Origin of the sequence: Rapidithrix thailandica (genome assembly GCF_039710355.1) — a bacterium.
Lineage (GTDB): Bacteria > Bacteroidota > Bacteroidia > Cytophagales > Flammeovirgaceae > Rapidithrix > Rapidithrix thailandica.
In genome coordinates this window covers 163,850-190,208 of sequence record NZ_JBDKWZ010000007.1, presented here as the reverse complement: position 1 = coordinate 190,208, position 26,359 = coordinate 163,850, and the positions used below count along the sequence as shown (strand labels likewise).

General features: G+C 42.2%; 22 protein-coding genes. 13 read left to right on the top strand and 9 right to left on the bottom strand.

All coding sequences use genetic code 11. The features are described 5' to 3' along the window. Positions 1-66 precede the first annotated feature (66 nt). On the top strand, positions 67-966 hold the full coding sequence (locus AAG747_RS13775) for a 1,4-dihydroxy-2-naphthoate polyprenyltransferase (RefSeq protein WP_346821760.1): 900 nt from the start codon (positions 67-69) through the stop codon (positions 964-966). On the opposite strand, the gene AAG747_RS13770 is transcribed toward AAG747_RS13775, so the two are convergent. Beyond that, complete coding sequence (locus tag AAG747_RS13770; RefSeq protein WP_346821759.1) at positions 967-3,642, bottom strand: PAS domain S-box protein; 2,676 nt, start codon at positions 3,640-3,642, stop codon at positions 967-969. Positions 3,643-4,008: 366 nt separating this feature from the next. Between AAG747_RS13770 and thiM the strand changes: the two genes are divergently transcribed. The 8 genes from thiM to nqrE all read left to right on the top strand — a co-directional run bounded on the left by thiM (position 4,009) and on the right by nqrE (position 11,716). Further along, positions 4,009-4,806: a hydroxyethylthiazole kinase gene (thiM, locus tag AAG747_RS13765; protein WP_346821758.1), complete on the top strand. Its 798-nt coding sequence runs from the start codon at positions 4,009-4,011 to the stop codon at positions 4,804-4,806. Between the two features lie 354 nt (positions 4,807-5,160). Further along, on the top strand, positions 5,161-5,799 hold the full coding sequence (gene thiE / locus AAG747_RS13760) for a thiamine phosphate synthase (protein ID WP_346821757.1): 639 nt from the start codon (positions 5,161-5,163) through the stop codon (positions 5,797-5,799). After that, positions 5,796-6,605 carry a bifunctional hydroxymethylpyrimidine kinase/phosphomethylpyrimidine kinase gene (gene thiD, locus AAG747_RS13755; protein WP_346821756.1) on the top strand — a complete coding sequence of 270 codons (810 nt, stop codon included), beginning with the start codon at positions 5,796-5,798 and terminating at the stop codon, positions 6,603-6,605. Before thiE ends, thiD begins: the two co-directional genes overlap by 4 nt. Before the next feature lie 350 nt (positions 6,606-6,955). Further along, a complete protein-coding gene (locus tag AAG747_RS13750) occupies positions 6,956-8,335 on the top strand; it encodes a Na(+)-translocating NADH-quinone reductase subunit A (RefSeq protein ID WP_346821755.1) in 1,380 nt (459 codons plus the stop codon). Positions 8,336-8,400: 65 nt separating this feature from the next. Further along, positions 8,401-9,603 carry an NADH:ubiquinone reductase (Na(+)-transporting) subunit B gene (locus tag AAG747_RS13745; protein WP_346821754.1) on the top strand — a complete coding sequence of 401 codons (1,203 nt, stop codon included), beginning with the start codon at positions 8,401-8,403 and terminating at the stop codon, positions 9,601-9,603. After that, a complete protein-coding gene (gene nqrC / locus AAG747_RS13740) occupies positions 9,590-10,318 on the top strand; it encodes an NADH:ubiquinone reductase (Na(+)-transporting) subunit C (protein ID WP_346821753.1) in 729 nt (242 codons plus the stop codon). The genes AAG747_RS13745 and nqrC overlap by 14 nt, the downstream gene beginning before the upstream one ends. Before the next feature lie 60 nt (positions 10,319-10,378). Next, complete coding sequence (locus AAG747_RS13735; RefSeq protein WP_346821752.1) at positions 10,379-11,062, top strand: NADH:ubiquinone reductase (Na(+)-transporting) subunit D; 684 nt, start codon at positions 10,379-10,381, stop codon at positions 11,060-11,062. 33 nt (positions 11,063-11,095) lie between these two features. Then, positions 11,096-11,716, top strand: coding sequence for an NADH:ubiquinone reductase (Na(+)-transporting) subunit E (gene nqrE, locus AAG747_RS13730; protein ID WP_346821751.1), 621 nt, complete (start codon positions 11,096-11,098; stop codon positions 11,714-11,716). A 76-nt stretch (positions 11,717-11,792) separates the two neighbouring features. Here the strand turns inward: nqrE and AAG747_RS13725 are convergent, their stop codons facing one another. The 4 genes from AAG747_RS13725 to AAG747_RS13710 form a co-directional block, all read right to left on the bottom strand. Continuing rightward, positions 11,793-12,368, bottom strand: a complete 576-nt coding sequence (locus AAG747_RS13725) for an SNARE-associated domain-containing protein (RefSeq protein WP_346821750.1) — start codon at positions 12,366-12,368, stop codon at positions 11,793-11,795. 197 nt (positions 12,369-12,565) lie between these two features. Then, on the bottom strand, positions 12,566-12,973 hold the full coding sequence (locus tag AAG747_RS13720) for a YkvA family protein (RefSeq protein WP_346821749.1): 408 nt from the start codon (positions 12,971-12,973) through the stop codon (positions 12,566-12,568). Positions 12,974-13,109: 136 nt separating this feature from the next. Beyond that, positions 13,110-13,574 (bottom strand): hypothetical protein, encoded by a 465-nt coding sequence (locus AAG747_RS13715; RefSeq protein WP_346821748.1) that lies wholly within the window; start codon positions 13,572-13,574, stop codon positions 13,110-13,112. 428 nt (positions 13,575-14,002) lie between these two features. Next, positions 14,003-15,076, bottom strand: a complete 1,074-nt coding sequence (locus tag AAG747_RS13710; protein WP_346821747.1) for an aminotransferase class V-fold PLP-dependent enzyme — start codon at positions 15,074-15,076, stop codon at positions 14,003-14,005. A 401-nt stretch (positions 15,077-15,477) separates the two neighbouring features. Here AAG747_RS13710 and AAG747_RS13705 point away from each other — a divergent pair, with 401 nt between their 5' ends. Together AAG747_RS13705 and AAG747_RS13700 are read left to right on the top strand one after the other, a co-directional pair. Then, complete coding sequence (locus tag AAG747_RS13705) at positions 15,478-16,257, top strand: queuosine precursor transporter (protein WP_346821958.1); 780 nt, start codon at positions 15,478-15,480, stop codon at positions 16,255-16,257. Between the two features lie 262 nt (positions 16,258-16,519). Continuing rightward, a complete protein-coding gene (locus tag AAG747_RS13700) occupies positions 16,520-19,528 on the top strand; it encodes a PAS domain-containing protein (RefSeq protein WP_346821746.1) in 3,009 nt (1,002 codons plus the stop codon). Positions 19,529-19,963: 435 nt separating this feature from the next. Here AAG747_RS13700 and AAG747_RS13695 read toward each other — a convergent pair whose 3' ends face one another. The 4 genes from AAG747_RS13695 to AAG747_RS13680 all read right to left on the bottom strand — a co-directional run bounded on the left by AAG747_RS13695 (position 19,964) and on the right by AAG747_RS13680 (position 24,807). Next, complete coding sequence (locus AAG747_RS13695) at positions 19,964-21,178, bottom strand: tetratricopeptide repeat protein (RefSeq protein WP_346821745.1); 1,215 nt, start codon at positions 21,176-21,178, stop codon at positions 19,964-19,966. Positions 21,179-21,319: 141 nt separating this feature from the next. Continuing rightward, on the bottom strand, positions 21,320-21,796 hold the full coding sequence (locus AAG747_RS13690) for a regulatory protein RecX (protein WP_346821744.1): 477 nt from the start codon (positions 21,794-21,796) through the stop codon (positions 21,320-21,322). After that, the gene (locus tag AAG747_RS13685) at positions 21,796-23,409 is read right to left on the bottom strand and encodes an alpha/beta hydrolase family protein (RefSeq protein ID WP_346821743.1); all 1,614 of its coding nucleotides are present in this window, start codon (positions 23,407-23,409) and stop codon (positions 21,796-21,798) included. Before AAG747_RS13685 ends, AAG747_RS13690 begins: the two co-directional genes overlap by 1 nt. A gap of 222 nt (positions 23,410-23,631) precedes the next feature. Continuing rightward, a complete protein-coding gene (locus AAG747_RS13680) occupies positions 23,632-24,807 on the bottom strand; it encodes a hypothetical protein (RefSeq protein WP_346821742.1) in 1,176 nt (391 codons plus the stop codon). Between the two features lie 323 nt (positions 24,808-25,130). Between AAG747_RS13680 and AAG747_RS13675 the strand changes: the two genes are divergently transcribed. Both AAG747_RS13675 and AAG747_RS13670 read left to right on the top strand, forming a co-directional pair. Continuing rightward, positions 25,131-25,754, top strand: a complete 624-nt coding sequence (locus AAG747_RS13675) for a LysE family translocator (protein ID WP_346821741.1) — start codon at positions 25,131-25,133, stop codon at positions 25,752-25,754. Between the two features lie 97 nt (positions 25,755-25,851). After that, on the top strand, positions 25,852-26,226 hold the full coding sequence (locus AAG747_RS13670; RefSeq protein ID WP_346821740.1) for a transmembrane 220 family protein: 375 nt from the start codon (positions 25,852-25,854) through the stop codon (positions 26,224-26,226). Positions 26,227-26,359 lie beyond the last annotated feature (133 nt).

Genomic DNA, 26,359 nt, shown 5'->3' with positions numbered 1-26,359 from the left:
AAATATTAATATTTTTGTGGATTTCGGAGTCTATTACGTTCACAGTTTTTTGGAAAGAATTTCAAGATGAATATCAAAGTTTGGATTGAAGCATTTCGCTTACGCACCTTGCCATTGGCCTTGTCTAGCATTGCTATGGGTAGTTTCTTAGCTGCCGGTCAACAGGCTTTTCGTTGGGAAGTTTTTGTTTTGAGTGTTACCACAACGCTGTTCTTACAAATTCTTTCCAACCTGGCTAACGATTATGGCGACAGTGTGCACGGTGCGGACAGTGCGGAGCGCTCCGGCCCCTCTCGTGCCGTTCAGGCGGGAAAGATCACCCCGCAAGCAATGAAAACGGCCATGGGAGTATTTGTACTCCTTTCTTTGGTTTCCGGGATCTCGCTGTTGCTGATCGCAGTGGGCATCGAAAAAATGAAAATCATCCTCCTGTTTTTCCTATTGGGAATTGTGTCCATTTGGGCGGCAGTAAAGTATACGGCCGGTAAGAATCCTTATGGATATGCCGGGCTGGGCGATATCTCTGTGATGGTGTTTTTTGGTTTTGTCGGCGTTTTGGGAACGATGTACCTCCATACCGGAGGGCTGTCTGCGATGCATTTGCTTCCGGCTGCCAGTTGCGGGTTATTTGCTACAGCCGTATTGAATGTAAATAACATCCGGGACATCGAGTCGGATGAAAAAGCCGGGAAACGGTCCATTCCGGTCCGGATCGGGCGGAGTAATGCGGTTTTCTATCATTGGACCTTATTAGGTGTTGGAATTGCCTGTGGGGTCGCCTATGTATTTCTGAATTATACGTCTTCGTATCAATGGCTATTTTTGGTAACTCTGCCCTTATTATGGCGAAACGCCAGTGCTGTGCGACAATTTAAACAACCCGCTCAGTTGGACCCGTTCCTGAAACAAATGGCCTTGACTACGCTGCTATTTGTATTGACTTTCGGTTTGGGGCAAATGTTATAATCATAGGCCTTGTTCTTTTTGTTTTACAAGATCGGTAGACGGCAGCCAAATGCTTACTTCCGTTCCCACATACTCTTTGGAACAAATGTGAATGGTACCTTTCAATTTGTTAATGGTTTCCTTTACAATGTAAAGTCCGAGCCCGGAACCGGAGGCCTTGTCTGTAGCCCTGAAAAACATGTTGAATACTTTCTCCTGGTAGTTTGGGCTGATGCCAATGCCGTTGTCTTTCACTTTGATGAATACTTGTTGGTTGGATGCTTTAATGTCAATGTTGATTTGGGGATGTGTTTGATCCAAGTTTTGGTACTTGACAGCATTGGATAAAATATTGGTCAGTACCACTTGCAGGCGGTTTCTATCGGAAAAGAAAGGGGTATCGCATTGGATATTGGTAGAGAACTTAATGCGTTTGAGTTCTTCCAGGTAAAATAAATCTTCAATGGATTGGGTCACCAAAGCTTCAAAATCTACTTTTTCTACCCGTATTTCCACCCGGTTGTTTTTGGAGTAATCGTTGATTTCGTGAATGGTTTCGTCCAGTTTCCGGATACTTTTTTCCATCATTTGAAAGTACTCTAATACCCCCTCGTCTTGAAAACTCAGTTTGGTAATATTGATAAGTCCCAAAATGGAGGACAAAGGTGCCCGTAAGTTGTGCGAAGCACTGTATACAAATTGATCTAATTCTTTGTTGGCCTTTTCAAGCTCCCGGTTTTTGGCAATGATTTTTTCTTCGGCAAGTTTTCTGGCCGTGATGTCTCTGGAGGTGCTCTGTAGGCGGATCAACACTCCGGAAGTGTTGAAGATAGGTTGCATATTGGTTTCAAAATATACATAGGAACCGTCTTTTTTCCGGATACGGTATTCCAGCTTTTCATTGATTTGCCCTTGTAGTATTTTGGAGGCACTGCCTTGTACTTTGGCTTGGTAATCTTCCCGGTGGATGATGGCAAGCGGAAGTGTTCCGAGCAGTTCTTTGGCATCATATCCCAAGATCTCTTTGACCGAAGGGGTAATGTACAAAAAAGTACCATCCGTATCATGCAGGCAAATTAAATCGCGGGAGTTTTCAGAAAGTAAACGGTATTTCTCTTCACTTTCTTTGAGTTTTTGTTCTGCCACTTTCCGGTAGGTGACTTCCGTGGTGATGCTGAGAATACCGTCTTTTACCGGGTATATTTGGGCTTGGTACCAGTGGGTTTTTCCCTTGCGGATGTCTTTATAAGTGACAGTGGTGGTTGCGCGGTTCTTCATCACCAGTTGATACCCGATGTACAAAGGACTGTCTAATTTGTCGGGAAACAACTCTTGAAAGGTCTGGTGGGTAATTTCATTTTTGGGGAGTTGAAGGTTTTTGTGTGCTGCCGAATTGCATAGTTTGACTTTCCATTGAAAATCAAAAACCCATATGGCATCGGTGACGGAGTCGAGCATTAATTCATAACGCTCTTTGCTCAATTGAATCTCCTGGTTCAGTTGCCGTTCGGAGACATGCCTCTCTACCAATTCAAAATGATTCTTCAGCAACTCTTCTTGAATGACTTCTTGCTTGATTCGCGATTTTCGCTCCTTTTTCTCGATAGATTTCAGTTGAGTGATATCATGACTGATTACGATGATTTTATTGACTTTCCCTTCTTTCTTATCCGGCTTAAACAATGATTCAAACCAGCGGTACCTGCCAAACTTATCTTTGATTTGGTATTGAATACTTCCGGAGCTAATATTTCTTTGAGCGATATTGAGACCTAGTTCTTTGAGTGGCCATAAGTCTTGCGGGTGAATACAAATAAGTCCCGGAGAGTGAAGTAATTCTTCATCGGTATATCCTAAAGTATCGTACACCGATGGCGATATGTATTCCATCTTTCCGGACAGGTTATAAATACTGATGATTTCCCGGATGTTTTCGGTAACGACCTTATAATGTGTTTTTGTTTTAAGCGCTTCTGTTTGCCAAGACTTTAAATGCGTTTGGTTATGGAACAGTGTCAAAACCTCTTGATGATTATTCGGAATTACTTTGACATTGTAGAAATGGATTCCGGTAGGTTGCTCCACTTTAATTTCAAAATTTTGCGTCTTCCCGGTTTGTATACTCAGTCCATGAGCCAAGATCAATTTTTGTAACGCGGAAGCAGGAAGTGGGAGATGTTTTATAGATTTACCAACGGTGTGTGTAGGTGGAAATAAGGCATCCTCACTATTGTTATAAAAGAGTTTGAATTGACCCTGAAAATTGTGAATGAACACCACATCGGCAATGTTTTGAAGCAGTGCATCTTCCCGGTTAAGAGGAGCCAAGAGGTAGGGGGCCGGGCGTTCGTGCACTTCAATCAGTTCTAAATCTTCTTTGCCTTTTTCTGAATAGCATTTTTTCCTGACTTCCACATAAAATAAACTTCCACCTTTTTTTACAGCCATATGACAAGGCTTCCCAAGCAAGCTTGCATTGGTAAATTGTTGCAGGTGAAGTGAGGTGGGGCTGGCAGCCTCGCAGGAGTTGATATACAATGAGAATGGCTTTCCTACAATTTCCTCCCGAGTATAGCCATACAGTTGACAAAAGGCTTCATTGACCAAAATAATTTCACCCGAAGCGTTCTTAAGACATACACCATGTGTAAGGGAATCAATTAAAGGAGTAAGAATTTGGTTCTCTGTATTTTTCATTCGGAGAAGAGGTTTAATTGTTAGTTTGAATGATGTTAGTTGATCTTGACGGTTCGATTAAGTTCTAAATTTAACTGAAAATAGGAATATCTCCATTTTGTTAATAACTATTAACAAATTAAATGAAACTTTTTAGGAAGTACCCATTCCAGGTTGTTTTGTGAAGGGCTTAAATGGACAAACGCTCCCTACGGACCCCACGTTTTGAAGAAATGAAAGAGCTGAGATGAAAAAAAACCGCAATTGAAATTTGCTCAGTAGCTTTGTATGGCAAAGGGCAGTAGTAAGCCTTGAAGGGAAAAAGCAAAATGAGGAAGTTGCTCCTATTCGAAAAAAATCAATGTTGAACCTAAAATCGCAATCTCTATGAAGACGTATGCAAATATTTGGCAAGATATAGTTCGAATCAGGGAGAAAAAACCTTTGATTCATAATATCACGAATATGGTGGTAATGAACGCTACCGCCAATGCCTTGTTGGCACTGGGTGCTTCACCGGTAATGGCTCATGCACCGGAAGAAGTGGAAGATATGACCGGTATTGCGGGAGCTTTGGTGATTAACATGGGAACGCTGGATGCCCGCTGGGTAACATCAATGAAAAAAGCAGCCCTTCATGCCAAAAAATTAGGAAAGCCAGTTGTTTTTGATCCTGTGGGAGTGGGAGCCACTGCTTACCGTACACAAGTAGCAAAAGCATTTTTAGAGGAGTTTGCTCCTGATATTGTGAGGGGAAATGCTTCGGAAATTATGGCATTGGCCGGGGCTAATGGGCTTACCACCAAAGGTGTAGACAGCAGTCATACTGCGGAGGCTGCGCATGAGGCGGCAAAAGAGTTAAGCGAAGGCCATGGAATCGTAGTGGTAGTGAGCGGAAGTACTGACTATATAGTGTATAAAGAGAAGATAGCACAAATTCGAAATGGGATGCCTATGATGGCCCAAGTGACCGGAATGGGATGTACGGCCACGGCCCTTTGTGCGGCATTTGCCGCTGTCAATCCCGACTATTTTGAAGCTGCAGTGGGAGCTATGGGTGTGATGGGAATCAGTGGTGAAAACGCAGGAAAGCTTGCCAGTGGACCCGGCAGTTTATATGTGCATTTTTTAGATAGTTTATACCAACTGGAAGAAAAGGATATTTTGAAAGGTTTAAAAATTTGAGAGGAATCTTGCAATTTTGTGTTACTATCATAAAAGGAAGTTTGGTAATGTTACCTTTTAAAAAGGTACCTTTACCAGTGTAAAAAGAAGTGAACGTATAAGACTTCTAGCATATACCTCTCATGTTGCGGATGATAGTTTCTGTTGTTTTGAGCAGGAGTATAAAGGTAAGTGATTGAGTGTAAATGAAGAAGGTGATTTTAAACCGTTGCAATTACCCGGTCTTAGTATCAACACAAAGTCCCCCTTCGGTTTACGTTTTTGCCTTTTCATGCGTTTGCTCTACAAAAATCTTTATCGGCTGTAGTTTGAGCCATATAGTAATGAATTAAAAATACGTATAGAAGAGAATAGATGATGGAGGGAATTTATCTGGTGACCGACCGGAAATTAATACAAGGCAAGTCTTGGCTGTATGTGGTGGAAGAGGCTGTAAAAGGAGGGGTAAGCCTTGTACAATTAAGGGAAAAAGAGATTAGTACCCGGGAGTTTATAGAATTGGGCTTGGCTCTGAAGCAAGTCTTGGCTCCCTATCAAGTGCCCTTGTTGGTCAACGACCGGGTGGACGTGGCACTGGCAATCGGGGCGGAGGGTGTGCATATCGGGCAAAGTGATATGCCCTATCCTGTAGCCCGTGCTTTGTTAGGGGAAAAGGCTCTTATTGGTTTATCTGTGGAAACACAGGAACAGGTACTGCTGGCCAATCAATGGGAGGTGGATTATATCGCCCTCAGTCCGGTTTTTCCAACTCCTACCAAAACAGATACCCATACCCCTTGGGGGCTGGAAGGCATTAAAGCAGCCCGGAAAATTTCCAAGCATCCGATTGTAGGCATTGGAGGTATTCATCAGCACAATGCTCCGGAAGTGGTGCAGGCAGGTGTTTCCATGCTGGCAGTCGTCTCGGAAATTTGTACTGCTGAAGCGCCTTATCAAGCCGCTAAAAACTTGTTGAATGTTTTCAATTATTCAAAACCACAAACTAACATATGAAGAAGTCTTATAAAAGGGTACTGACGATTGCAGGGTCGGATAGTGGCGGTGGGGCCGGCATCCAGGCAGACATTAAAACCTTTTCGGCTTTAGGGTGCTATGGCATGTCTGCCATTACGGCTATTACGGCCCAAAACACACAAGGCGTGGCCGCAGTGCATCCCATACCCGTGCCTTTTATCGAGAAACAGATCAGTATGGTGATAGAAGATATAGGGGTGGATGCCGTGAAAATCGGCATGCTGCATTCGGCAGAGGTCATTAAAGCGGTGGCCCGGATGTTGGAGAAATACAAAATAGAAAATGTAGTATTGGATCCTGTGATGGTGGCAACTAGTGGAGACCGCTTGATCAAAGAAGAAGCGATTGCCACACTAAAATCCGTTTTGATTCCTTTGACATCAATCATTACGCCTAATTTACCGGAGGCCGGGGTGTTGATCGGTCAGGAGTTGTCCACATATGCCGATATGACCCGGGCGATGGCAGATCTGGTTTCGTTGGGTTCCAAAGCCGTCTTGATCAAAGGAGGGCATATGTCCGGGCAGTCCCGGATTGTAGATTTGCTGTATTATAACCATACTGTCAAAGAATTCAGCGCTCCCCGGATCGAAACCCGGAATAACCATGGTACCGGTTGTACCCTTTCTTCTGCCATTGCCGCTTATTTGGCCAAAGGGTGTACGCTGGACAAAGCCATGGATAAGGCCAAAAAATACATTACAAAAGCCTTGGATAACGGGCAGAATTACCGCTTGGGCAAAGGGCATGGTCCGGTGCATCATTTTTATGAATTCTGGTCCTGATCAATTCTGTGAAAATAAACAAAGCCAGGCCTTCTCGATGATAATAAACCGGGAAGGCTTTTTCTTGTCAAAGGGATTGAGGGTACAGCCTTTGACTTGGCGAGGAGTTATATCGTTTGAAGTATTGTATTTTTGATGGAAGGGGGATTTTTATATGTGTACGGTTCAATCAGTCAGACGAATGACATAAGCAAGTATATTGATTCTGCGATCTCAAACATCTGAGCCTCACAAAAGCCCCTTCTTTGAAAATTGCTTCCAGTATGCAGGAATCGGTGTTTTTTTTATAAGTCATATTTACTAGCTTTGTCCAAAATTTTGAGCGTCATTACATTTCACATCCAAATACAATGTCGAAAAGCATTAAACTATCGAAAGGTTTTGATATCAAGCTAGCCGGAAAGGCTGAAAAGAAGATTGCCAATATTGAGCAGCCGGAAACCTTTGCATTAAAACCTACAGATTTTGTGGGGATCTATATGCCAAAAGTTGTCGTACAAGTAGGGGATACGGTAAAAGCCGGAAGTCCGTTGTTTTACGACAAAAAAATGGAAAAAGTGCAGTATTGCGCTCCGGTAAGTGGCGAAGTAGTGGAAGTTAAACGAGGAAAGAAGCGGAAGTTGCTGGAAATTAAAGTATTAGCCGATAAGCAAGTGGAATATGAGGAATTTCCTAAATATTCCGTATCCGATTTGGCTAACGTTTCCCGCGAAGACTTCACCGGGGTGATGTTGAAAAGTGGTGTTTGGCCAAACATCATTCAACGTCCTTACGGTGTTATCGCCAATCCGGAGGACACCCCACAAGCGATCTTTATTTCTGCATTTGATACCAACCCTCTCGCTCCAGACTACGATTTTATTTTCAAGGGACAAGAAAAATACTTCCAAGCCGGTGTTGACGTGCTGAGGAAGTTTACCAGCGGTTCTATCCATGTCAATGTGAATGGAAAAGAAGAACTGTCCCAGATTTTTGCCCATGCAAAAGACGTGGTAGTTAATAAGTTCAGTGGGCCGCATCCTGCCGGAAACGTAGGGGTACAAATCCACCATCTCCAGCCGCTTAATGCGGAAGACCTGGTGTGGACCTTGACACCTTACGGAGTGATCCAAATAGGGAAACTGTTCCTGGAAGGCATTTATGATGCCACTAAGGTCATTGCCTTTGCCGGATCAGAGGTGAAGAATCCTCAATACTACCAGACTTACAGTGGTGCTTGTGTCAACAAATATGTAGAAAGCAATACAAAAAGTACAGAAGGTATTCGTGTCGTATCTGGAAACGTATTGACCGGTGAAAAGATCAAGAAAGACGGATATCTCGGCTTTTACGATCATCTGGTCACGGTATTGCCGGAAGGGGATGTCCCTCGTTTCGTCTTGTCAGACGGTTGGTTGGCGCCTACTTTCAAACGCCTTAGTTTTCACCGGGCATTCGGTTTGTTTTCCTTCCTGAATTCCGGTTCTAAAGAATACGTCCTGGATACCAATATGAATGGGGAGGAACGTCCTTTTGTAATGAGCGGTGCGTTTGAAAAAGTAGTACCCATGGACCTTTATCCTACCTATTTGCTAAAAGCAATTCTAGCGGAAGACTTTGATGAAATGGAAGCCTTGGGGATTTACGAAGTGATTGAAGAAGATTTGGCGCTTTGTGAGTTCATCGATGTGTCAAAGCACGATATCCAGAGCCTCTTGCGGGAAGGATTAGACATGATGCGTCTAGGGTAATTTATTACAATAAAATGAAGATTCTTTAGAATAGAGTTTTGCAAATTCTTGATTAGCGTTATACAATGAAATTTTTACACGATTTTTTGCAGAAACAAAAGCCGATGTTTGAGAAGGGGGGGAAGTTTGAAAAGCTGCATTATCTTTTTGATGCGCAAGAAACTTTCTTATTTACTCCTCCTGCTGTTACCAAGGCAAAAGGCGTACAGGTTCGGGATGCCATCGACCTGAAAAGGATGATGATGACGGTGATCATCGCATTGATTCCTTGTTTACTTTTCGGCTTGTGGAATGTTGGACACCAGCATTTTCTGGCGGTAGGGGATAGTGAAGCTTCCTTCGGAGCCAAGTTTTGGATTGGACTTCGCGAGGTGTTGCCGATCATTATCGTCTCCTATGCATCCGGAGGTTTGGTGGAAGCTGTCTTTGCGGTGGTGAGAAAGCACCCCTTGACGGAAGGCTTTTTGGTGACCGGGATATTGATTCCTTTGGTATTGCCCGTTACCATTCCTTTATGGCAAGTAGCGATGGCTACGATCTTTGCCGTAGTGATTGCCAAAGAAGTATTTGGAGGGGTGGGGATGAATATTTTGAACGTAGCTTTGACAGCACGGGCTTTCTTGTACTTTGCTTATCCCACCGATATTTCCGGGGAAATTTGGACTTTCTTAGGAGAGGCCAGTGCCGTAGACGGATATTCAGGCGCTACTTACTTGGGAATTGCCGCAACTGCCGCTACTACAGACGGAGCTACTTTAGTAGGTGAAATGACCAAAGCAACTTCATGGGCACCTGGCTTATATGATTTCTGGAACATGTTCTTAGGGCTTATCCCGGGTTCTATCGGAGAAACCTCTACTTTAATGTGTTTGATCGGAGCAGCCGTGTTAGTATTGACACGTGTGGGTAGTGGAAAAATCATTTTGAGTGTGTTTGTCGGGGCTTATGTGATGGGCTTTCTTTTCAATTTACTCGGATTGAATGACTTTATGACCATTCCTCCTCATCATCACTGGGTCATCGGTGGTTTGGCCTTTGGAGCGGTATTTATGGCGACCGACCCTGTAACGGCTTCCCAAACCGAAACGGGCAAATGGATTTACGGATTCTTGATTGGATTCTTGACCGTATTGATCCGGGTGTTCAACCCAGCGTATCCTGAAGGCATCATGTTGGCAATCTTGCTGATGAATGTCTTTGCTCCTCTCATTGATTTCTATGTAGTAAAAGCAAACAAAAAACGAAGATTGAGCCGTGCAACAGTCTAATGGATATATAATCGGATTCGCAGCTGCGCTAACTGTCATTTTGGGCGCAATCCTTTCATTCGCTGCAGTGAAATTGAAACCTATCCAGAAACGAGAAATCGAGCTGGATACCAAGAAGCAAATTTTGAGTGCCGTTATGAGCACCGAAGGGAAGCCGAAAACGGAATTGGAAAAAATCTATAATTCTCGTATTCAGGCCTTGGTAGTAAACTACGATGGGGAAGAATTGACCCCGGAGCAATACGAAAAAGAAAAACCGGAAGACATTAACCTGACGGCTCAATATAAGAAAAAGCCGGAAGAACGTTTCTTGCCTGTTTTCAAATTCATGAAAGAAAATAGCGATACGGAGGTCGAGTTCTATATTCTGCCCATGTATGGCTACGGCCTTTGGAATTATATCTGGGGATACGTTGCCGTAAAGCCGGACTTAAATACCATTGCCGGGGTATCGATGGATCACGTAGGGGAGACGCCGGGTTTGGGAGCCCGTATCACCGATCCTGAAGTATTGGCTCGCTATAAAGACAAAAAAATCTATGATCCCTCAGGTAAATTAGTGTCGGTAGAAATGCTGAAAGGTGAAGGAAATAAAGACTTGGGAGAGCATGAAGTAGACGGAATGTCCGGAGCTACCCTGACGGCCAAAGGGGTGAATAAAATGCTGGAGACGTATTTTGAGGGTTATAGTGGATTTTTCAAGACGGTGAAGTAAGACAGCGCTCGCTTCATCTACTAGTGATTTTTCTTAAACAAGCATATAACGCTTTGAACTATGAGTACTGAAACCGTAGAAAAAGACGAAATAAAACAAGAAGTCCAAAAGGTTGCTGAACCGCTATTCTCTAAGAGAAGACGTAAAATCGTTGCGGATCCTTTGGACGATGACAACCCCATTACCGTACAGGTATTGGGTATTTGCTCGGCGCTGGCGGTTACCGCTAAGTTGGAGCCGACTTTGGTAATGGCTATCGCGGTAATGTTCGTGTTGGTATTTTCTAACATGATCATTTCTGTCATTCGCAATATTATTCCTCAACGTATCCGTATTATCGTGCAGTTGAGTATTGTCGCTTCCTTGGTAGTATTGGTTGACCAAGTGCTGAAAGCTTACTTATACGATGTGTCCAGAGTTGTAGGGGTGTATGTGGGATTGATCATTACCAACTGTATTGTGATGGGACGTTTGGAAGCCTTTGCCATGGGAAATAAGCCTTTCGATTCGGTATTGGATGGATTTGGTAGCGCCTTTGGTTATGCTTGGGTTATCTTGGTGGTTGCTTTCTTCCGTGAATTGTTGGGTTCCGGCTCTTTGTTTAACTTCAAAGTATTTGAAGCAATCGGTATTGACAACTTCCCAAATGTCGGTTTGATGACCTCTCCGGTAGGAGCCTTTATCCTGATTGGTGTTATCATTTGGGTACAGAGGGCACGCAACGGCTATGTAGAACACAGTTAATCTGACTTTCAACATTAAAAAGATATATTGATCATGGATCTTATCAACTTAGGGATCAAGTCGATTTTTATAGAGAATATGGTCTTTGCCTACTTCTTGGGTATGTGTTCATACCTGGCAGTATCTAAAAAGGTAACGACCGCTTCAGGATTGGGGATTGCGGTAGTTTTCGTATTGACGATCACCGTACCGTTAAACTGGGCTATTTACCAGTTTGTCTTAAAAGAGGGTGCTTTGGAATGGTTGGCCGGTGTCCATCCTGAATTTGCCAATGTAGACCTGAGCTTTTTGCAGTACATCATGTTTATTGCGGTAATTGCTTCTATGGTACAATTGGTAGAGATGGTGATCGAAAAATTCTCACCGGCCCTGTATGGTTCTTTGGGGATCTTCTTGCCTTTGATTGCCGTAAACTGTGCAATTTTAGGTGCTTCTTTGTTTATGGTACCAAGAGATTATACATTCTCTGAAGCTACCGTATTTGGATTTACCTCAGGAATTGGTTGGTTCTTGGCCATTATCGCTTTGGCGGCCATTCGTGAGAAACTGAAATACTCCAATGTACCGGCTCCTTTAAAAGGTTTGGGAATCACATTTATTGTGACCGGTTTGATGGGCTTGGCGTTTATGTCTTTTATGGGAATTTCTCTATAAGACTTAAATAAAATATATTCCGATAACTACAGCGCCCTGAAAAGGGCGCTGTTTTTTTGTGTTCTTGTGGGCTTGCTCAAATGCCATTGGCCTGCCAGAGAATGAACCCGTATACTAAAAAACGGAAAACCCGGAAACTGGCAAACTTACAATAGGTACTGAATGTAAAACCCAGTGAACCGGAAAGAGCGCTGATAAAAGCGAAGGGAAGTGGCGTCACGGCAGAGATTAAAATTAAGATCCCTCCGAACTTCTGATAATATTGAAGGTATTTCTTAAAGGTCTTTCTTTGAAGAAGTTTTTGAAAAAAGGCCGTATGGTTAAAGTATTTACCATACCAAAATGCAATACCTCCGCCCATATAGGAGAAAAATGCCAAAAGCAGCAATTTGAGGAGGTAAAGATACAGCTGCTCTTCCATGGACCAAATCATGAAAAACTCCGGGGGAATAAGCCCGAGAATGGTTTCCGAAAGAAGAAAAATCCCGTACATCAAGACGGGTTTGGAGGTGAGAGGACTTAACCATTGGATATATTGCTCTGAAAGATATACTTTCCCCAAATAAAAAACCAATAAACTTCCTAACAACCACAAGGTTCCCTGAATAAAGCCTGAAAATACCAAATGCGATTTTTTTTTGAGCTCTGGCATGGCGAATTATACAGAGGGTTAAAGAATGGTTAATGATAGGGCCTTGTCAAAGGTCACTTTCCAAATAGAAGAAAGGCCCTTCAAAAGGAAGAGATGAGAAAAGAGGCAGTTATAGCCGGTTGATCACAAAAAAACAAACCCCCTTTTTAACTTCTCATCGACCTGTATTCGAAAAATAAAAATCGGAAAAAGTTGATTTACTCTTTGGGAAGGGACTCCGGCTTGGTTAATTGTGCATCTACAATTTCCACTTCTTGGTCATCAATGGTGTGAAACCACTCTTGCAAGCGGGTTTTGGCTTTGAGTTTTATGGAAGGTGTAATATGCATGATCACCTGCGAAAGTGCAAACAAGATAACCCCTATATCATCGGTATAGCCTGACAGAGGTACAATATCCGGTAATATATCCGCCGGAAAAACGAAGTAACCCAAAGCCCCGGTAATAATCGCTTTGGCCTTGGCCGGAACATTTTCGTCCTGTAAGGCATAGTAGAGCAACAAAGCACCGTAAACCACTTGTACGCCTGCCTTCCGGGTGTATTTTTGGAGTTTTTTCCAAAATTTCTTCTCAGAGAATCGGGCCTTTTTTGCCGGTTTTTCCATCGTCCTTCTATCTGTTTGCTACAATGTTATGCGGTTACAAATCCATCATTGTAAAGGTGGCTTACTTCTAAATATAAGAATAATTCGTGAAAATGAAAGTGGAGGAGGTGGGGAAAGCAATAAAAAAAGGTAAGGCTCATCGCCTTACCAAAATGCCTGTGGCTTGTTTTTCTATCGTAAACGTTTCGAGGTGTTGCTGTTTGCTGGAAAGTATTTGCAACTTTGATAAGTCGTGGGCCTGATAAGGAATTTTTAAGGTCAGGGGTTCTTGACAAACCTTGCATAATTGCTCGAATACCACCTGTTGGTCGGGTGTGATCAAGCGAAGGGTAATTTCCATTTCCTGGTTGGCATACATGGACAAGGTTACATCATGGTCAGTGGAATTGACCGTCAGTGCCAAATCCACTTCAGCCTCCCGGTTTTTTAAAAGCTCACGGTCATAGAAGTTGATTTCCGAAGAGGTTTCTATGGTAGAGCCGGGAAACAAGCTGGAAGATTGATGAGGTTTGTGATAAATGTTTGAAGTCACATTGGTGGTTTGTCCCATAGCTAGTTGGTTCCACATCATAAAAAAGAGTAGAGTAAAAGATATCTTCATAGGAGAATTGGTATAATTATTAAAGGTACACTTGAAAAAGCCTGCAACTTTGTGACCTTCAAGACCGGTCCTGACCTAAAAGGTATGCCTCAGCTTTAAAGTATAAAACTATAACTATTTCCAGATATAGAGGTTATTCGGGATATTGGGGAGGAGGGCTCTGGGGGTTAGATTTCAAATCGTACATGCTTAAGAGCTATTTTTTTCTGTAGAATCTCTGAAATAGTACATGTTTCTTTCTTCTTGTTTGTTCCATAAAAAGCGATTTTTCTTCAGAATATCCATGGTTTTCTCATAGCTTTATACATAAAGTATAATATTGTTACTTAGATCCTACATGAGGTGAATTGCCTTCGATTTCAATCTATTTCCCCATTCAAAGAGAAAATTGATTTCAATCTTATCTTAAGGAAGAGAGAAGTCTTTTCTCACTGGCACTTCTTGCCTTCCTCTTTCAGGAACTTCAAAAGTGCATGGACTTCTTCATCGGTATGTGCCGGAAAGTTAGCAATCCGGAAGGTGATCTCTTTCCAGGTGCCATACCCATTGCCCAACAAAAAGCCTGCTTTTAACGCTTGGTTTTTGATATAAGTCACTTGTTGCGGAGAGGCTTTGATGGCAAGAACCGTATCTGCTCTTAAGCGCTTGGAGTGTATGAGGGCTTGAAAACCAGCTTGTTGCAATTCCTGGTACATATAAGAGGCACGGCTTTTCAGCAAGGTACTGGTGGTTTGAATGTCCGGAACATGTTTTAAGATCCGGTTTAATAAAAAGATGCTTAATACATTGGGGGTATAAGTGGTTTGCCATTCCCGCATCTTTTCACTCATAAAGAGCAGACTATTGTAATGTAGATTATGTTGCATTTCTTGGGCTTTTTCGATGGCCCGCGGAGAGCAAACCATCAAGGCCATACCGGCAGGCAAACCGAAGCATTTTTGTACGGAAGCAAACCAAATGTCTCCATAGCTCCATTCCAGTTCGATGCCTCCCATTGAAGAAGTGGCATCGATGGCAATCAGGGCTTGTGTGTGTTGCTTTTTGATCTTTCGGATTTGCTTGTTTTTTAATTGCGTACTGTTAGACGTTTCGCATTGTGTGAGGCAGATCAATTCGGATTGTTCCGGAATCGTCAAGGATTTGATTCCTAATTGTCGTTGAGTATGAAAACGCTGTCCTGAAGCATTTCCTCGAATTTTTTTCCGGTAGTTGAGCCACTTTTCACCGAAGGCACCATTGTAAATATGAAAACTATAGGCATCCAAATAAGATTCTGCAAGTACTTCCCAACATTCGGTGGCTGAGGAGGTAAAAAATATCGAGTAGTTTTTCGGAATATTGAGTTTTTGCTTGAGTAATAGAACGGTTTCCTGTGAGAGCGCTACAAACTCAGGGCTGCGGTGGTTGCGTGATAACAGCCCCGAATCCATGGCTTCGGCCATAAATGTCTTCACTTGCGGGTATACTTTGGAAGGACCAGGGTAAAAAGAGATCGTTTGCATAATAGCTTGTTGGTTTGTGCCATTGGTACCAAAAAGCAAAGATGGAGATTTTACAGGAATGTACAAGGGATTTGTGAGAGGCTTCTGATCAAAGTTTGCGATCTCGTTTTTTTATTTCTTTCCTTTTGCAAAAGGAAAGACCCTTTACCTCCTGTTCCTAAAGAGTGAAGGGCTTTCTGTGATGTACAGCTCTTTTCCCTTTTACAATGCTTAACTTGCATTTTTTTAGTAATTTTCCATTCCTGAAAAAAATATTCTACCTTATTATAAGGCCAAGTATACGAACCTACAGTGGACCGTGTACATAACCGGATTTAGAGAAAAACTGTACTTTAACGATTGATGAAATACATACGGTGTCTTTTCGGAATCTGATTCATCACAACAAAACAGACAAGACCTTGGAAGCGAATACAATCAGCATAGAGAAAAAAAAAATTAACCTGTTTATCCTGTTATGTAGTATCTTTTTGACCAATGCCCTGGTGGCGGAAATGGTGGGTTCCAAGTTGTTTTCGTTAGAAGCGCTGCTAGGGGCTAAGCCTGCGGCCATTCAACTGTTCGGGCAGGGGCCTTATAGTTTTACCTTGACCGCGGGAGTACTTCTTTGGCCGGTCGTGTTTATTACTACCGATGTAATCAATGAGTATTTTGGAAAGTCAGGTGTCCGGAAAATTTCATTTTTGACCGCAGGCTTAATCACCTATATGTTTATCACCATTGTGGCAGTGACCGAGCTTCCCCCTGCGCAATTGTGGCTGGATTTATACCCTGAGTTGAAAATCAGCGAAGCATTTAATACGATTTTCCGGCAAGGCCTGGGCATTATCATAGGTTCTCTCACCGCTTTTCTGGTGGGACAGTTGGTAGACGTGATGACCTTTCAATGGCTGAGAAGATTTACCGGGAGCAAAAAAATCTGGCTGAGGGCAACCGGTTCTACGCTGGTCTCCCAATTGATCGATAGTTTTGTGGTGTTGTTTGTTGCTTTTTTTATTTTCGGACGGATGAGTATGTCCGAAGTTTTGGCCATTGGTGTGGTCAATTATATCTACAAGTTTAGTGTTGCTGTTCTCCTTACCCCTCTGTTATATGTAGCCCATTATTTTATTGACCGATACCTGGGCAAAGAAGCTTCGGAACGGATTGTAGAAGAAGCCTCGCATAGCAAGTTGTTTTAGGGGTTTGTACCCGCTACCGTATTTTATTCGAAAACAGTTTTCTCCTCCTGGAAAAGGGGAAGGTGTAATTTTTCTTGCAAAACAGAAAGAGTGAATTTCCCTGGAAAAGATGCCTGTTTTCTCAAGGTAATTTTGCATCTTTATAAGAGACAGGCCGGAGTATTTCGGGTTTGTTACATAGCCTGTTCAATTGAATATTCCCTTAATTTGTTTTGTCTACCTACTCACCTTATGAGTAAGGTGCTAACCCCCATTGTACACTATGCCTGGTAAACAAAAGAAAATCCATATCAAACATAAAAGCAGCCATGCCTTTTTGTATGCTTTAGTAGCTTTAGGAATTTTGGTTTTCGTACTTCGAGAGACATATTTTCAGGCTATTTTTACCCAATATCAAAATGCAAGCTCTACCATAGATGTACTCATTGCAGTAGTACCTTTTGTGTCTTTTCTTATTTTGTTGCTGTTTCTCGGTTTTGTTTTTTATAAACTGCATAGAACGCATAAGGCCTATTGGCAAAAAAAGTCGGAGGTAATTTCTATTCAGGAGTATATGGACCACCGGGAGCAAGAAAGCTTACAAAGGGAGGAATTGCTGAAAATCAGTAAGCAACAAGGGGACTTGAAAGAAAGGATGAAACAAGTGGCCAATTTGAGTTTGGATTTGGTAAAAGCGGAGGATGTGGTGATTTGGTGGTATGACCTTGCCGAAAATACGTTTGTAGCAGAGATTGAAATTGCCCGTACCAGTGCTAAACTCTGGAGAAACAGTGTGATAACGGCGACTGCCCAACCGGGTTTGTTCCAATACATGCTTGACCGGCAAGTACTAAATGCGTTTGATGTGAAATCCGAAGCCCTGTTACAAGAGTTCGGAAGTCATTTCTGGGAAGAGCGAGGTATTCAATCTTTTTTGCTGGTCCCGGTCGGAACAGAAGAAAATTTATATGGTTATTTAGGTTTTGCCTCTATCCAATACCGTAATGTATGGCCGGATTGGGCGTGTAACGGGGCTTCTTTTACGGCCGGTTGTATATGCCAATTAGTAGAAAATCAACAGATAGCCCAACAAAAAAAGCAGGCAGAGGAAACCGAACGGCATTTTGCTTCGCTGTTCTTACACTCCTTACAGCCAATAGCCCGTTTACAAATTTCTCAAAAATTAACGGCTCGAATAGAGGGAGAGCAGCTTGTGGATGTATTAAAACAGAAGCTCTGTACTGTAGAAGCGAATACTGCTTTTATTGCGCTTTGGGGCTTGTCAAAAGAACAAGTGGGAAAAACGCTTCTAAAAGACGTTTTGGGGCAAGCAGTGATGGAAGAATTGATACGACTTTTTGTTGACCACAACCGCCAACCGGTTAGTTTGCATGCTGAAGTAGAGGTGAAGGGGACTCGGAAATGGCTAAACCTCTACCTGGTTGAAGAGCAAGAAGGCCCTGAGCAGGGAAGCTTTTGGATTACTGCACTTGAGGAGCGGGACATACCTCCAGAAGTTGTGTTGGATGCGGAAGAACAGGATATTTTACAAAACTCTCCGAATGTTTACCTGTTGACCGATGAGCATGGAGAAATCCGTTATGCCAGTAAGGAAACCGTCAATGTATTGGGCCGGCTGCCTGAGGATTTATTAGGAAAACCTTGGCTCTCGCTAGTGCATGCTTCCGATAAAGAAACAGCCATAGAAAACTTTCGTAAAATGCAGGCCGACCCGAAGGCCGTAATCCATATGGAAATTGCGATGGAGGATGTGTATGGAGAAAAATTTTTGGCGGAAACGATTTCCAAAAATGTGGTGAAAGAAACGAAAGTGACCGGGTTTTTATTCGAAATCACCGATGTCACTGAAAAGGCGCAACGGGAATTCGAAACCAACTTCAGGGCAAATTTTTACCAATTGATTGCCGAGACCACTTCCAGTATCGTATGCTTTATTGATGCTAATTATACCATTAAATATATTAACCCTGCGTCTAAAGAAGTGTTGGGTTACGAACTAAAGGGGCTGGTAAACGAGTGGTTGCCTTCAACGGATTTTGAATGGATCAAAGAAGAGTTGGACAAGGTGGCTCAAACCCCCGAATATACCTATCAGTGTATTACACAACTTATGGACAAAGACGGGTATTGGAGAGATGTGGCCTTGAAGGCATCGAATGCACACCAACACTCTTCATTCAAAGGCTTAGTATTGGAATTTAACAAACTGGAAAACGCTTCACAAGAAAGCGGCTTAAACGGCAAACTCCTCCAAACCGTAGCCCATAGTCCAACACATATGTTTTTAAGGCTGGGGCCAAAAGGAGAGGTGTTGAATAGGGTAGGCAAAGCCATTGATTTTGCCGAACTCAAAAATGAGGTAGAAGAAAGGGCCAACTTTTATACCTTGCTTGCTTCCGAACAGCAGTCGCATTTTAGCAAAATGATCCGTCAGTTAGATGAGGGAGGTATTCTTGAAGGTACCTTGGAAGTGAAAGACACAGCTGCTTTTTCCCATGTACTTTATGATACTTTGTTGATGCGGGACCCTGTAGACGAAAGCGTATTGCTACTGTTAAGTAAAAAGGCCTTGCATCCTGATCCTGAATCACAGAAAAGAGAGCCGAATCAAGAAGCCCAAGAAGAAACCGACTCGGAAAAAAAAGCTTTACAAAAGGAAGTGAGCCGGTTACAGGAAGCGCTTACACAAGGGCAAGCACGAAGCGAATGGGAGGAGCTATCCGGGCCTTTTTTGACGCTGATACAGAATGCTTTTTTAGGTAAAATGATAAACCTATTGGAGCTTTCCGGACAGGATAAGGAAAGTGCACATTATTTAGCTTATCAAGAGCTATTGGCGAGTGCCGGTCAGGAGGAAGAATTGATCAATATTGAAGATGTACTGAAAGCCTTTTTACCCATATTTACAGGAGGGAAGTTTAAAAATATCATATTGGATTTTGAGCAAGGGGAGAGTACATGGATATACTGGAAAGTATTCGATTTGCAATGGTCGGTCGGAGAGCTCATCATCTTTCTGATTCAGCTACTGGATTTTCAGGGGAAAGTATTCGTGAAGGTAGGAAAGGAAGGTGAAAATATTCTCTTTCTCATTCAAGGGGCACCGGTTGCAAACTATCAAGCAAAAGCAGCGTTTGAGAATTCCGTACAATTACGGCTTGTCCGGTTTTTGATCGATCAACATTGGGGAAAATTAAAGGTAGATGAAGTGGGGGAGGGTATACAAATTGAAATAAAACTTCCGGTAAAGCATCGTAGAACGGTGGATTGAATCTGAATCATCGGAAAAATTTAAAAGGAAATTGCAAACCCTTCAAGGTTCAAGAAAGGTCTGCAATCAATTACAGGAAGTGTACAATTGCCCTGTCATTTATTTCAATTCCACGTGACTAATCCACTTGAATTTTGTGAGCAAGAGCATGCTTGGGAGGGTGATCATGGTTCATTGCTTTGGCACACCAGGTACCAAAAAATGATATCAAAATCAAAACAAACATACTTTTTAAGAAAAGGTTTTTCATGATACTTAAGATAAATGGAATAAAAATTCAGTCATTACCAGTATCTTTTAGATTACAATTGTAATACCTTTTACTGCTTGTTTCTTGATAATCAATCTGTTAATAATAAAGTAAGGGGAGGGTTGGCTGTACGAAACCTGACAGTTTTGTTCAATTTCGTACAGCGTAGTTGAAGGGGTTGCCCGTTAGGCGCGTTCGTTTTTACGTTTCTTTCTTTTGAGCTTTTTATACTCTTTTTTAAATTCTTTGGCTTCTTTAAAAGTACTGTGTTTCCTTTCGGCATTTTCTAATATTTTTTCATAGTATTCCATCGCCAGGTCATAGTCTTCTTTTCTTTTGGCAATTTGGGCCAGCCCGGACAGGCTATGTAAATAATAGCCGGAATCTAATTTTTTGATTTTTTCTGCAAAATACACGGCCCTGTCAAAATACTTCTTTGCCGCCTCCATATCTCCGTATCGCGATTTATACACCGAACCTAAGAAAAAAGCTGCATAGCGACCACTGACTTCTTCATATCCCGCCATGCTTTGATCAATTTTTCGCAAGATATCTTTACAAACCGTTTCCATTTTTGTAATACGCCCGGTAGTGTACAACAGGCGGGCATAATACCGCTCAAAATAGGCATTATTAGGAAAGGTAGAATGCAAATATTCGGCAATGGGTAATGCTTTGTGAGGTTGATTTTCTTCTATGGAATAAATGCGCATCAAAAAGTATTGGGCCTCTACACGGGTATAAAATGCTTCCTTACGGACCCTTTCCAATTGTTCTATTCCCAATTGTTTGTCTCCCTTGTCAAAAAACAACATGATAGGGCGCAACAAAGGATAATTTTCCGGTATCCACACCGAATAGTAATTGTACAGGCCATCACCAAATAGCAGTTCGGGGCTCATTTGCCCTAAGCCTTTGCAATAATCCAGGTATTTGAGTGCTTTTTTCCCGGCAAAGGCAGCTTTGCTCCAGTTTTTTCGCTCCGAGTGCAGGCGCCCTTTAAAGCCATAAGCCGCAGCCAGAAAGAAGGCCGCTTCAAAGTTCTCATCATCCTTATCAAACAAGGATTCTGAATAATAGATCGAAGAGTCCATATAACTCATAAAACTTTGGTCGTAGGAGGTATTTTCCACATTCGGAACAATTTTCCACCATTGGCTTAGACCTAATAAGAAGTAGGGAAGTGGATGGGTGGGATAAACCTTTTTAAGCCATAAAAATTCCAGCTCGGCTTTGGTAAATCTAAAGTTGTATAAATCGTTGACAGCCTGTGTACATTCAATCTGAACCGTCATGTCGGTCAGCAAATACTTGACACTGTCTAGCGTTGGCAAGCGTTGTGCCTGACCGGTGGAGACTCCAAAGAGAAGAACTACAAATATTGCTGCCAGTTTTTTCATAGCGATTTTTATAATAATAAGGTCTGTTTATGTTTGTCCCCCTCACACCGTCTACAAAGGAATATTTTTCATAATCACCTACCGGAATATGCTAAGGAGGTACATAGGTATTTAATTTAATCATGCTTAGCAAAAAATAGGCTAAGGCAAAATATTATTCAAGTATTTTTGAATTAATTCCGGTTCAAATCCTCTCCCATAAGCAAAGTTGAAACACTTTTGTTTCTTTTTTAAATCACTATCTTCTCCTTGTAGGGAAGAGAATTTTTGATCTATTATTTCTTTGAGTGTGTTGAAGTAAGCATCCTCATTGATTTCTGAAAAACCGGATTCGATCATTTTTTCGGGGATTTGTTTGGCACGGAGTTGATGCCGGATTTTGATTTTTCCCCATCGTTTAAAATGAAATTTTCCCCGGACATAGGCACGGGCATACCGCTCTTCATCCAAAAACTTTTCGTCTATTAACCAATCCATGACTTCATCTACTTCAGAATAGGCCAGGCCCATGGTATACAACTTTTGCCGTACTTCATGAGGGCAGCGCTCTTGGTATGCACAGTATTTGGCCATTTTAGCCATTGCCTCTTTGGCGGAGTAGTGTTTGGAAGTTCGCATTAGTTTGAGGTCAATCCGGTTTGTTTTCTAAGCCATAGAAAGATTGTTTGAAACAGCTCCGGTGAATACCCCGTGATTTCCGAAAATTGAAAATCACCCCGGGTTTCTCCCAACATCAACAAGTGATTGGCTTCGGGAAGCAAGACAATTCTGCTGGTGGAAATATCCGACCGGTCGATATGGGTCCTCATTTTTTGGCTGTTTTCTTCGGCTGAAAGCAAAATATCCTGTTCTCCATAGATAGCCAGGATGGGGATATCAATTTCGTTCAAATATGTTTCCGGACTAAAGGCATAGTTTTTTCGCCACCACTCTACATATTCTTTATTGTCAAAGGAAGTTACAAACTGTTTCCATGGCTCGGAATGGAGTTTTTTAGAGGCTTTTACCATCTCAGTGGAATCTACTTCCCCTTCCAAATACCGGAAGAGGGTTTGGGTATATGCTTGAGCTGCCCGAATGTCTTGTGTTGTGTAGCCGTCAGCAGCCATTCGTTGAGCACAAGCGGTCAGTTCTTGTTCCATCATGCTCACCGTAGGGCCGGACAAACTCACCATAAATGCAATTTTATCGGTCTGACTAGCCGATACGGGCATTACATATCCGGCTTGGTCCAAGCCTACCAAACCAATATGTTGTGGGTCAATATTTTTATTTTGTGCAGCATGTTCGATAAAGGCCGTCAGGTCGTTTGCCAGGTCTTGAATACTGCTTCCCGTAAGAGATCCGGAAGAAAAGCCACAGCCCCGTTTGTCATATACCAAAGTGGCAATGCCCATATACGGTAGGATGCGGATATAGTCGTCCAACATGTTTCCCCGGTATTGCATACCTGCTCCCGGCACAAAGATTACCAAAGGATAGGGGCCGGTAGTATTGGGGTATGTAATGGTGCCATGTAACTCGATAGTTTGATTGTGTACGAGGATATCCTCCTGATTTAGTAGATCGGCCAGTCTTCGACCGTTTACGGGCGGCTGGTTGGCGTCTGCCAGGGATATGGTGAAAAACTCACTTCGGGGTTCCTCTACCACAGTAACTTCGATTTCGGGAGGATAGATGCCCAGCATTTTCTTTCCGGCAACATAGGACTTCTCGTTCCGGGGAAAAGCAATGCGTTGTTTTCCGGTTTTGTAGTCCAGAATAGAGATAGGGGTTAAATCAAAGTCCACCATAAACGGAGCGATTTGCACGATATGCCCCGGTTCAAATTCAAAGTAGCCTAAGAGGTTTGCCAGGCTCTCCAGGCCTTGAGGCTCTATTTTTATCATATTTAAGGGAATCTCCCCTTGGCTTTCCGTTTGGATTTTTCCTTGAATATGATCGCCCCATATTTGTCCGTATAGTTTGCCTTTAAATCCGTGGTGATCTAAAGTCAAATAGATACTATCTTCTGTCAAGTAGAATTTTTTGGGCGCGTCAAATTGTATTTGTTTGTAATATAATTTTAGTTGAATAAGAGAATCCAAATCCATACGGAACAAGTCCGGGTAGGGCTTTAAGGGAAGAGTACCTACCCAACTGCCTTTTACCGCTTCCGGGAGAGGGCTTTGTCCTAACAACGGATACGTGAACAATAGAACAAAAATGCTTAATAGAGAATATTTTTTCATAACATCGGAATCACTTGACTTTCTACAAAGGTAAAGATACTGCAAGAATCCCAAAGGACTTTTCGAAAGGCAATTGGGAATGTACCCTGTCAGTAAAATAAGTACGGGTGAGTGCTTGGAAGAGTACACTGCCGTGAAGAAGCTTGATAAAAACGGAATGTAGGTCTTCTTTCACTTTACCGGATTAGCGTTATCCATGATTCAGGAAGACGTAAATTCCTTTCAATAAGCGGTATTCCGGGTTTTTTGGCGTTTTTTTAGCGTGGTTTCTTTTTTGTGGATCAACCACTTTTCTAGTTTTTCCAGTTCTTCCGGACTGTTAAAATCATATTTGCGGGTGTGCAAAGATCCTCCTGTTTTTTTGGCAATGGTAAGGTATTGAGGGTTGAGGTAAATCAAGCGGTTGTATTTAAGTCTTCCGATAATGATATGTACGGGTTTTTTGACTTTTTCCAATAATTTCATATCCCGTACGGCACTGGTATTGTCGGCAATCAGGACCAGTGTCTTGGCATCAGGAAATCTTTCTTGCGTAAAAAGTAAGGCTTCTATATCGTTTTCAGGAATGTCACCACCACCGCCAATCCACTCAATATGTTTCATCAGCTTGATGACGTTGTCAATCGAATCTGCCCGGATGGCATATAAGCCTCCGGTTTCCCCGATTACTTTATCTTTATCCTCTTTTTGATCTCCGTCATTAAAAAAAACGAAATTTTTGATTCCGCTCCTTTCCCAATTATCAATATGCCAGCGCAGTATTTGCCCTGTAAAAGGATACATGCTTGAAGTCCAGTCACTGACGGTTACAATGTCTTTCCAACGGGTGAAGTTTCGCTCCAGAGCAGCTACGGAGGTCAAGTCTCTTCCGTAAGTAACGTACTTGTAATCTTCTTTGGGAAGTGTGTCCAGTAATTGCTGGGTGCGCTCGGGAATGAGGTTGCCCAGGATTTGATTTTTGACCACTTCGGGGCGTTGTTTTAGTTTTACGATAAATCCGTGAACCAACAGGTTGGCGTCTTCTTTGGTTGTACAATCCGTTTGCTTTACCAAATACCATTTGATGGATTGGTCTTGAGTCAGTTGGGGATAAAGCTCGATTAGAGCCTGAAAACGATTGATATTTAACCGTTGAAAGGACATGCCCTTCGGGTAGTCGGAGTATAACAAGGCTACACTTTTGATGTTGTCGTTGAGGATTTCTTTTAAGACATCGTCATTTTCCAAATTAAACTGCCCGTAAGCCATCTTCAAATGACAATCGAAAGGTTTCATTTGATAGGAAGGAATAGTTACTTGTGCAGCATGGGAGTAGATGGTCTCAGCGATGCTTTGTGCCTGGCTCAGGGAGGTGAGCGAGATAAAGATGACCCATATCAAGAAGCTTGTCTTATACATTTCCGGTCAATTATTCTGATCGTTTCTAGCTTTAAATTGATGTACATGTTTAGCTAGAACGTACGGAGGCTTACCGAAAATTTTATGGACCCTTAAAAAAATAGTTTTTTTAAGAGATTTCTCGCATTATGTAAGGTAAATGTAAATTTATTTGGACATAATAGCATATTTTGAAGGTGCCGGTATACCCTCTCTCAGCCGCTTTGGGACGGCCTGGCCTCCCGGGATAAGATACAAAAACTCCAACAGGCAATCAATAAACATGGAATTTTTTCTGACTGAACCGGAGTTGTAAGAATAAAGTCAACTTACCTTATCTTTTTATGTTGGTGGTTTATTCCGGGCAATTCTTCTTGGGGCTATGTGTAAGTTTTCTGGGAACAATTCCGTTTGGAACGGTGAATCTTTCAGTGATAAACACTACGATACATCGCAATTTGAAATCCGGTTTGCATTTGGCCGTTTCAGCGTCCTTGGTAGAGGTGGTTCATGTACTTTTGGCGATTCAATTCGGGAAGGTGATTGTACAATTGTTACAGGGCAATGCCTTGATTCATGCTTTGGTGATTGTGGCTTTTACCGTCATAGGCGGAATTTTTTTCTTTAAAAAAGCCCGGCACTCCCATTCCCCCACAATCGGTAAAAGCCCATCCTTTTTCCTCAGAGGTGCTATTATCGGCTTGCTCAACCCTCAGGCAGTACCTTTTTGGGTGGTCATCATAGCCATGTTACAATCCATGGATAGCATTCGGCTTTCCACAGAACCGCTCCTTTTTTTCTTGGTGGGGGTGGCCTTAGGCAAATTGTTAGTTTTATTCTTGTACGGTTATTTAAGTGCCATCATTGTCAGAAGAATTCAGAAAACAGGAAAATGGGTGAATAAGGCTATCGGAATCATTTTTATCGGTATGGCCATTTACGAAACCGTACAATGGGCCTTGGGGTAAGTCATAAAACAAACAATCCTTTTCACATCTCGGACTGCTAATCCGCAAAATTGCTTATTTTAGCTCTAAAGCAATTTCCAATCAAAAAGTAAATACTATGAAATTTGTAAGCCTGTTCCTTTTTTTTATTTACACTTGTTTCGCCTATGTGCAACTCAATGATTTTGATCCTTGGTTATGGGTGTCAGTATATGGATACTTGGCCATTGTAGCGGCTATGGGAGTGTTTGGCAAATTTCATAAAGTATTGATTACTATTGGAATGTTGGGGACATTAATAGGTAGTTTATGGTTGATGCCCAGTGTATACGAATGGCTAGTTCATCATGAGCCGGCAGATTTATTATACGGCATGTCACCCGACAAACCTTATATTGAAGAATCCAGAGAATCCCTGGGATTATTGATTTGCTTTTTAGGTATGTTCATCTTGTTTCGAAAAGCATCCGTTCAGCATCCGGAAGCGATTTGATACTTTGAGGCAAAGTTTTGACCTCTTACAACGAAAAGGGGAGTACTGAGCTTACGCTTTGCTGGTTTTTGTAAAAAAAATTGCAGCTTTGTAAATGGGATAGAGAGGTGAATAGAAAATGAGTTGCATTTAT

Excerpts from the sequence above, each read along its gene's own strand:
- AAG747_RS13775 (WP_346821760.1), top strand. The coding sequence starts at position 67 with ATGAATATCAAAGTTTGGATTGAAGCATTTCGCTTACGCACCTTGCCA.
- AAG747_RS13770 (WP_346821759.1), bottom strand. The coding sequence starts at position 3,642 with ATGAAAAATACAGAGAACCAAATTCTTACTCCTTTAATTGATTCCCTT.
- thiM (WP_346821758.1), top strand. The coding sequence starts at position 4,009 with ATGAAGACGTATGCAAATATTTGGCAAGATATAGTTCGAATCAGGGAG.
- thiE (WP_346821757.1), top strand. The coding sequence starts at position 5,161 with ATGATGGAGGGAATTTATCTGGTGACCGACCGGAAATTAATACAAGGC.
- thiD (WP_346821756.1), top strand. The coding sequence starts at position 5,796 with ATGAAGAAGTCTTATAAAAGGGTACTGACGATTGCAGGGTCGGATAGT.
- AAG747_RS13750 (WP_346821755.1), top strand. The coding sequence starts at position 6,956 with ATGTCGAAAAGCATTAAACTATCGAAAGGTTTTGATATCAAGCTAGCC.
- AAG747_RS13745 (WP_346821754.1), top strand. The coding sequence starts at position 8,401 with ATGAAATTTTTACACGATTTTTTGCAGAAACAAAAGCCGATGTTTGAG.
- AAG747_RS13735 (WP_346821752.1), top strand. The coding sequence starts at position 10,379 with ATGAGTACTGAAACCGTAGAAAAAGACGAAATAAAACAAGAAGTCCAA.
- nqrE (WP_346821751.1), top strand. The coding sequence starts at position 11,096 with ATGGATCTTATCAACTTAGGGATCAAGTCGATTTTTATAGAGAATATG.
- AAG747_RS13725 (WP_346821750.1), bottom strand. The coding sequence starts at position 12,368 with ATGCCAGAGCTCAAAAAAAAATCGCATTTGGTATTTTCAGGCTTTATT.
- AAG747_RS13720 (WP_346821749.1), bottom strand. The coding sequence starts at position 12,973 with ATGGAAAAACCGGCAAAAAAGGCCCGATTCTCTGAGAAGAAATTTTGG.
- AAG747_RS13715 (WP_346821748.1), bottom strand. The coding sequence starts at position 13,574 with ATGAAGATATCTTTTACTCTACTCTTTTTTATGATGTGGAACCAACTA.
- AAG747_RS13710 (WP_346821747.1), bottom strand. The coding sequence starts at position 15,076 with ATGCAAACGATCTCTTTTTACCCTGGTCCTTCCAAAGTATACCCGCAA.
- AAG747_RS13700 (WP_346821746.1), top strand. The coding sequence starts at position 16,520 with ATGCCTGGTAAACAAAAGAAAATCCATATCAAACATAAAAGCAGCCAT.
- AAG747_RS13695 (WP_346821745.1), bottom strand. The coding sequence starts at position 21,178 with ATGAAAAAACTGGCAGCAATATTTGTAGTTCTTCTCTTTGGAGTCTCC.
- AAG747_RS13690 (WP_346821744.1), bottom strand. The coding sequence starts at position 21,796 with ATGCGAACTTCCAAACACTACTCCGCCAAAGAGGCAATGGCTAAAATG.
- AAG747_RS13685 (WP_346821743.1), bottom strand. The coding sequence starts at position 23,409 with ATGAAAAAATATTCTCTATTAAGCATTTTTGTTCTATTGTTCACGTAT.
- AAG747_RS13680 (WP_346821742.1), bottom strand. The coding sequence starts at position 24,807 with ATGTATAAGACAAGCTTCTTGATATGGGTCATCTTTATCTCGCTCACC.
- AAG747_RS13675 (WP_346821741.1), top strand. The coding sequence starts at position 25,131 with ATGTTGGTGGTTTATTCCGGGCAATTCTTCTTGGGGCTATGTGTAAGT.
- AAG747_RS13670 (WP_346821740.1), top strand. The coding sequence starts at position 25,852 with ATGAAATTTGTAAGCCTGTTCCTTTTTTTTATTTACACTTGTTTCGCC.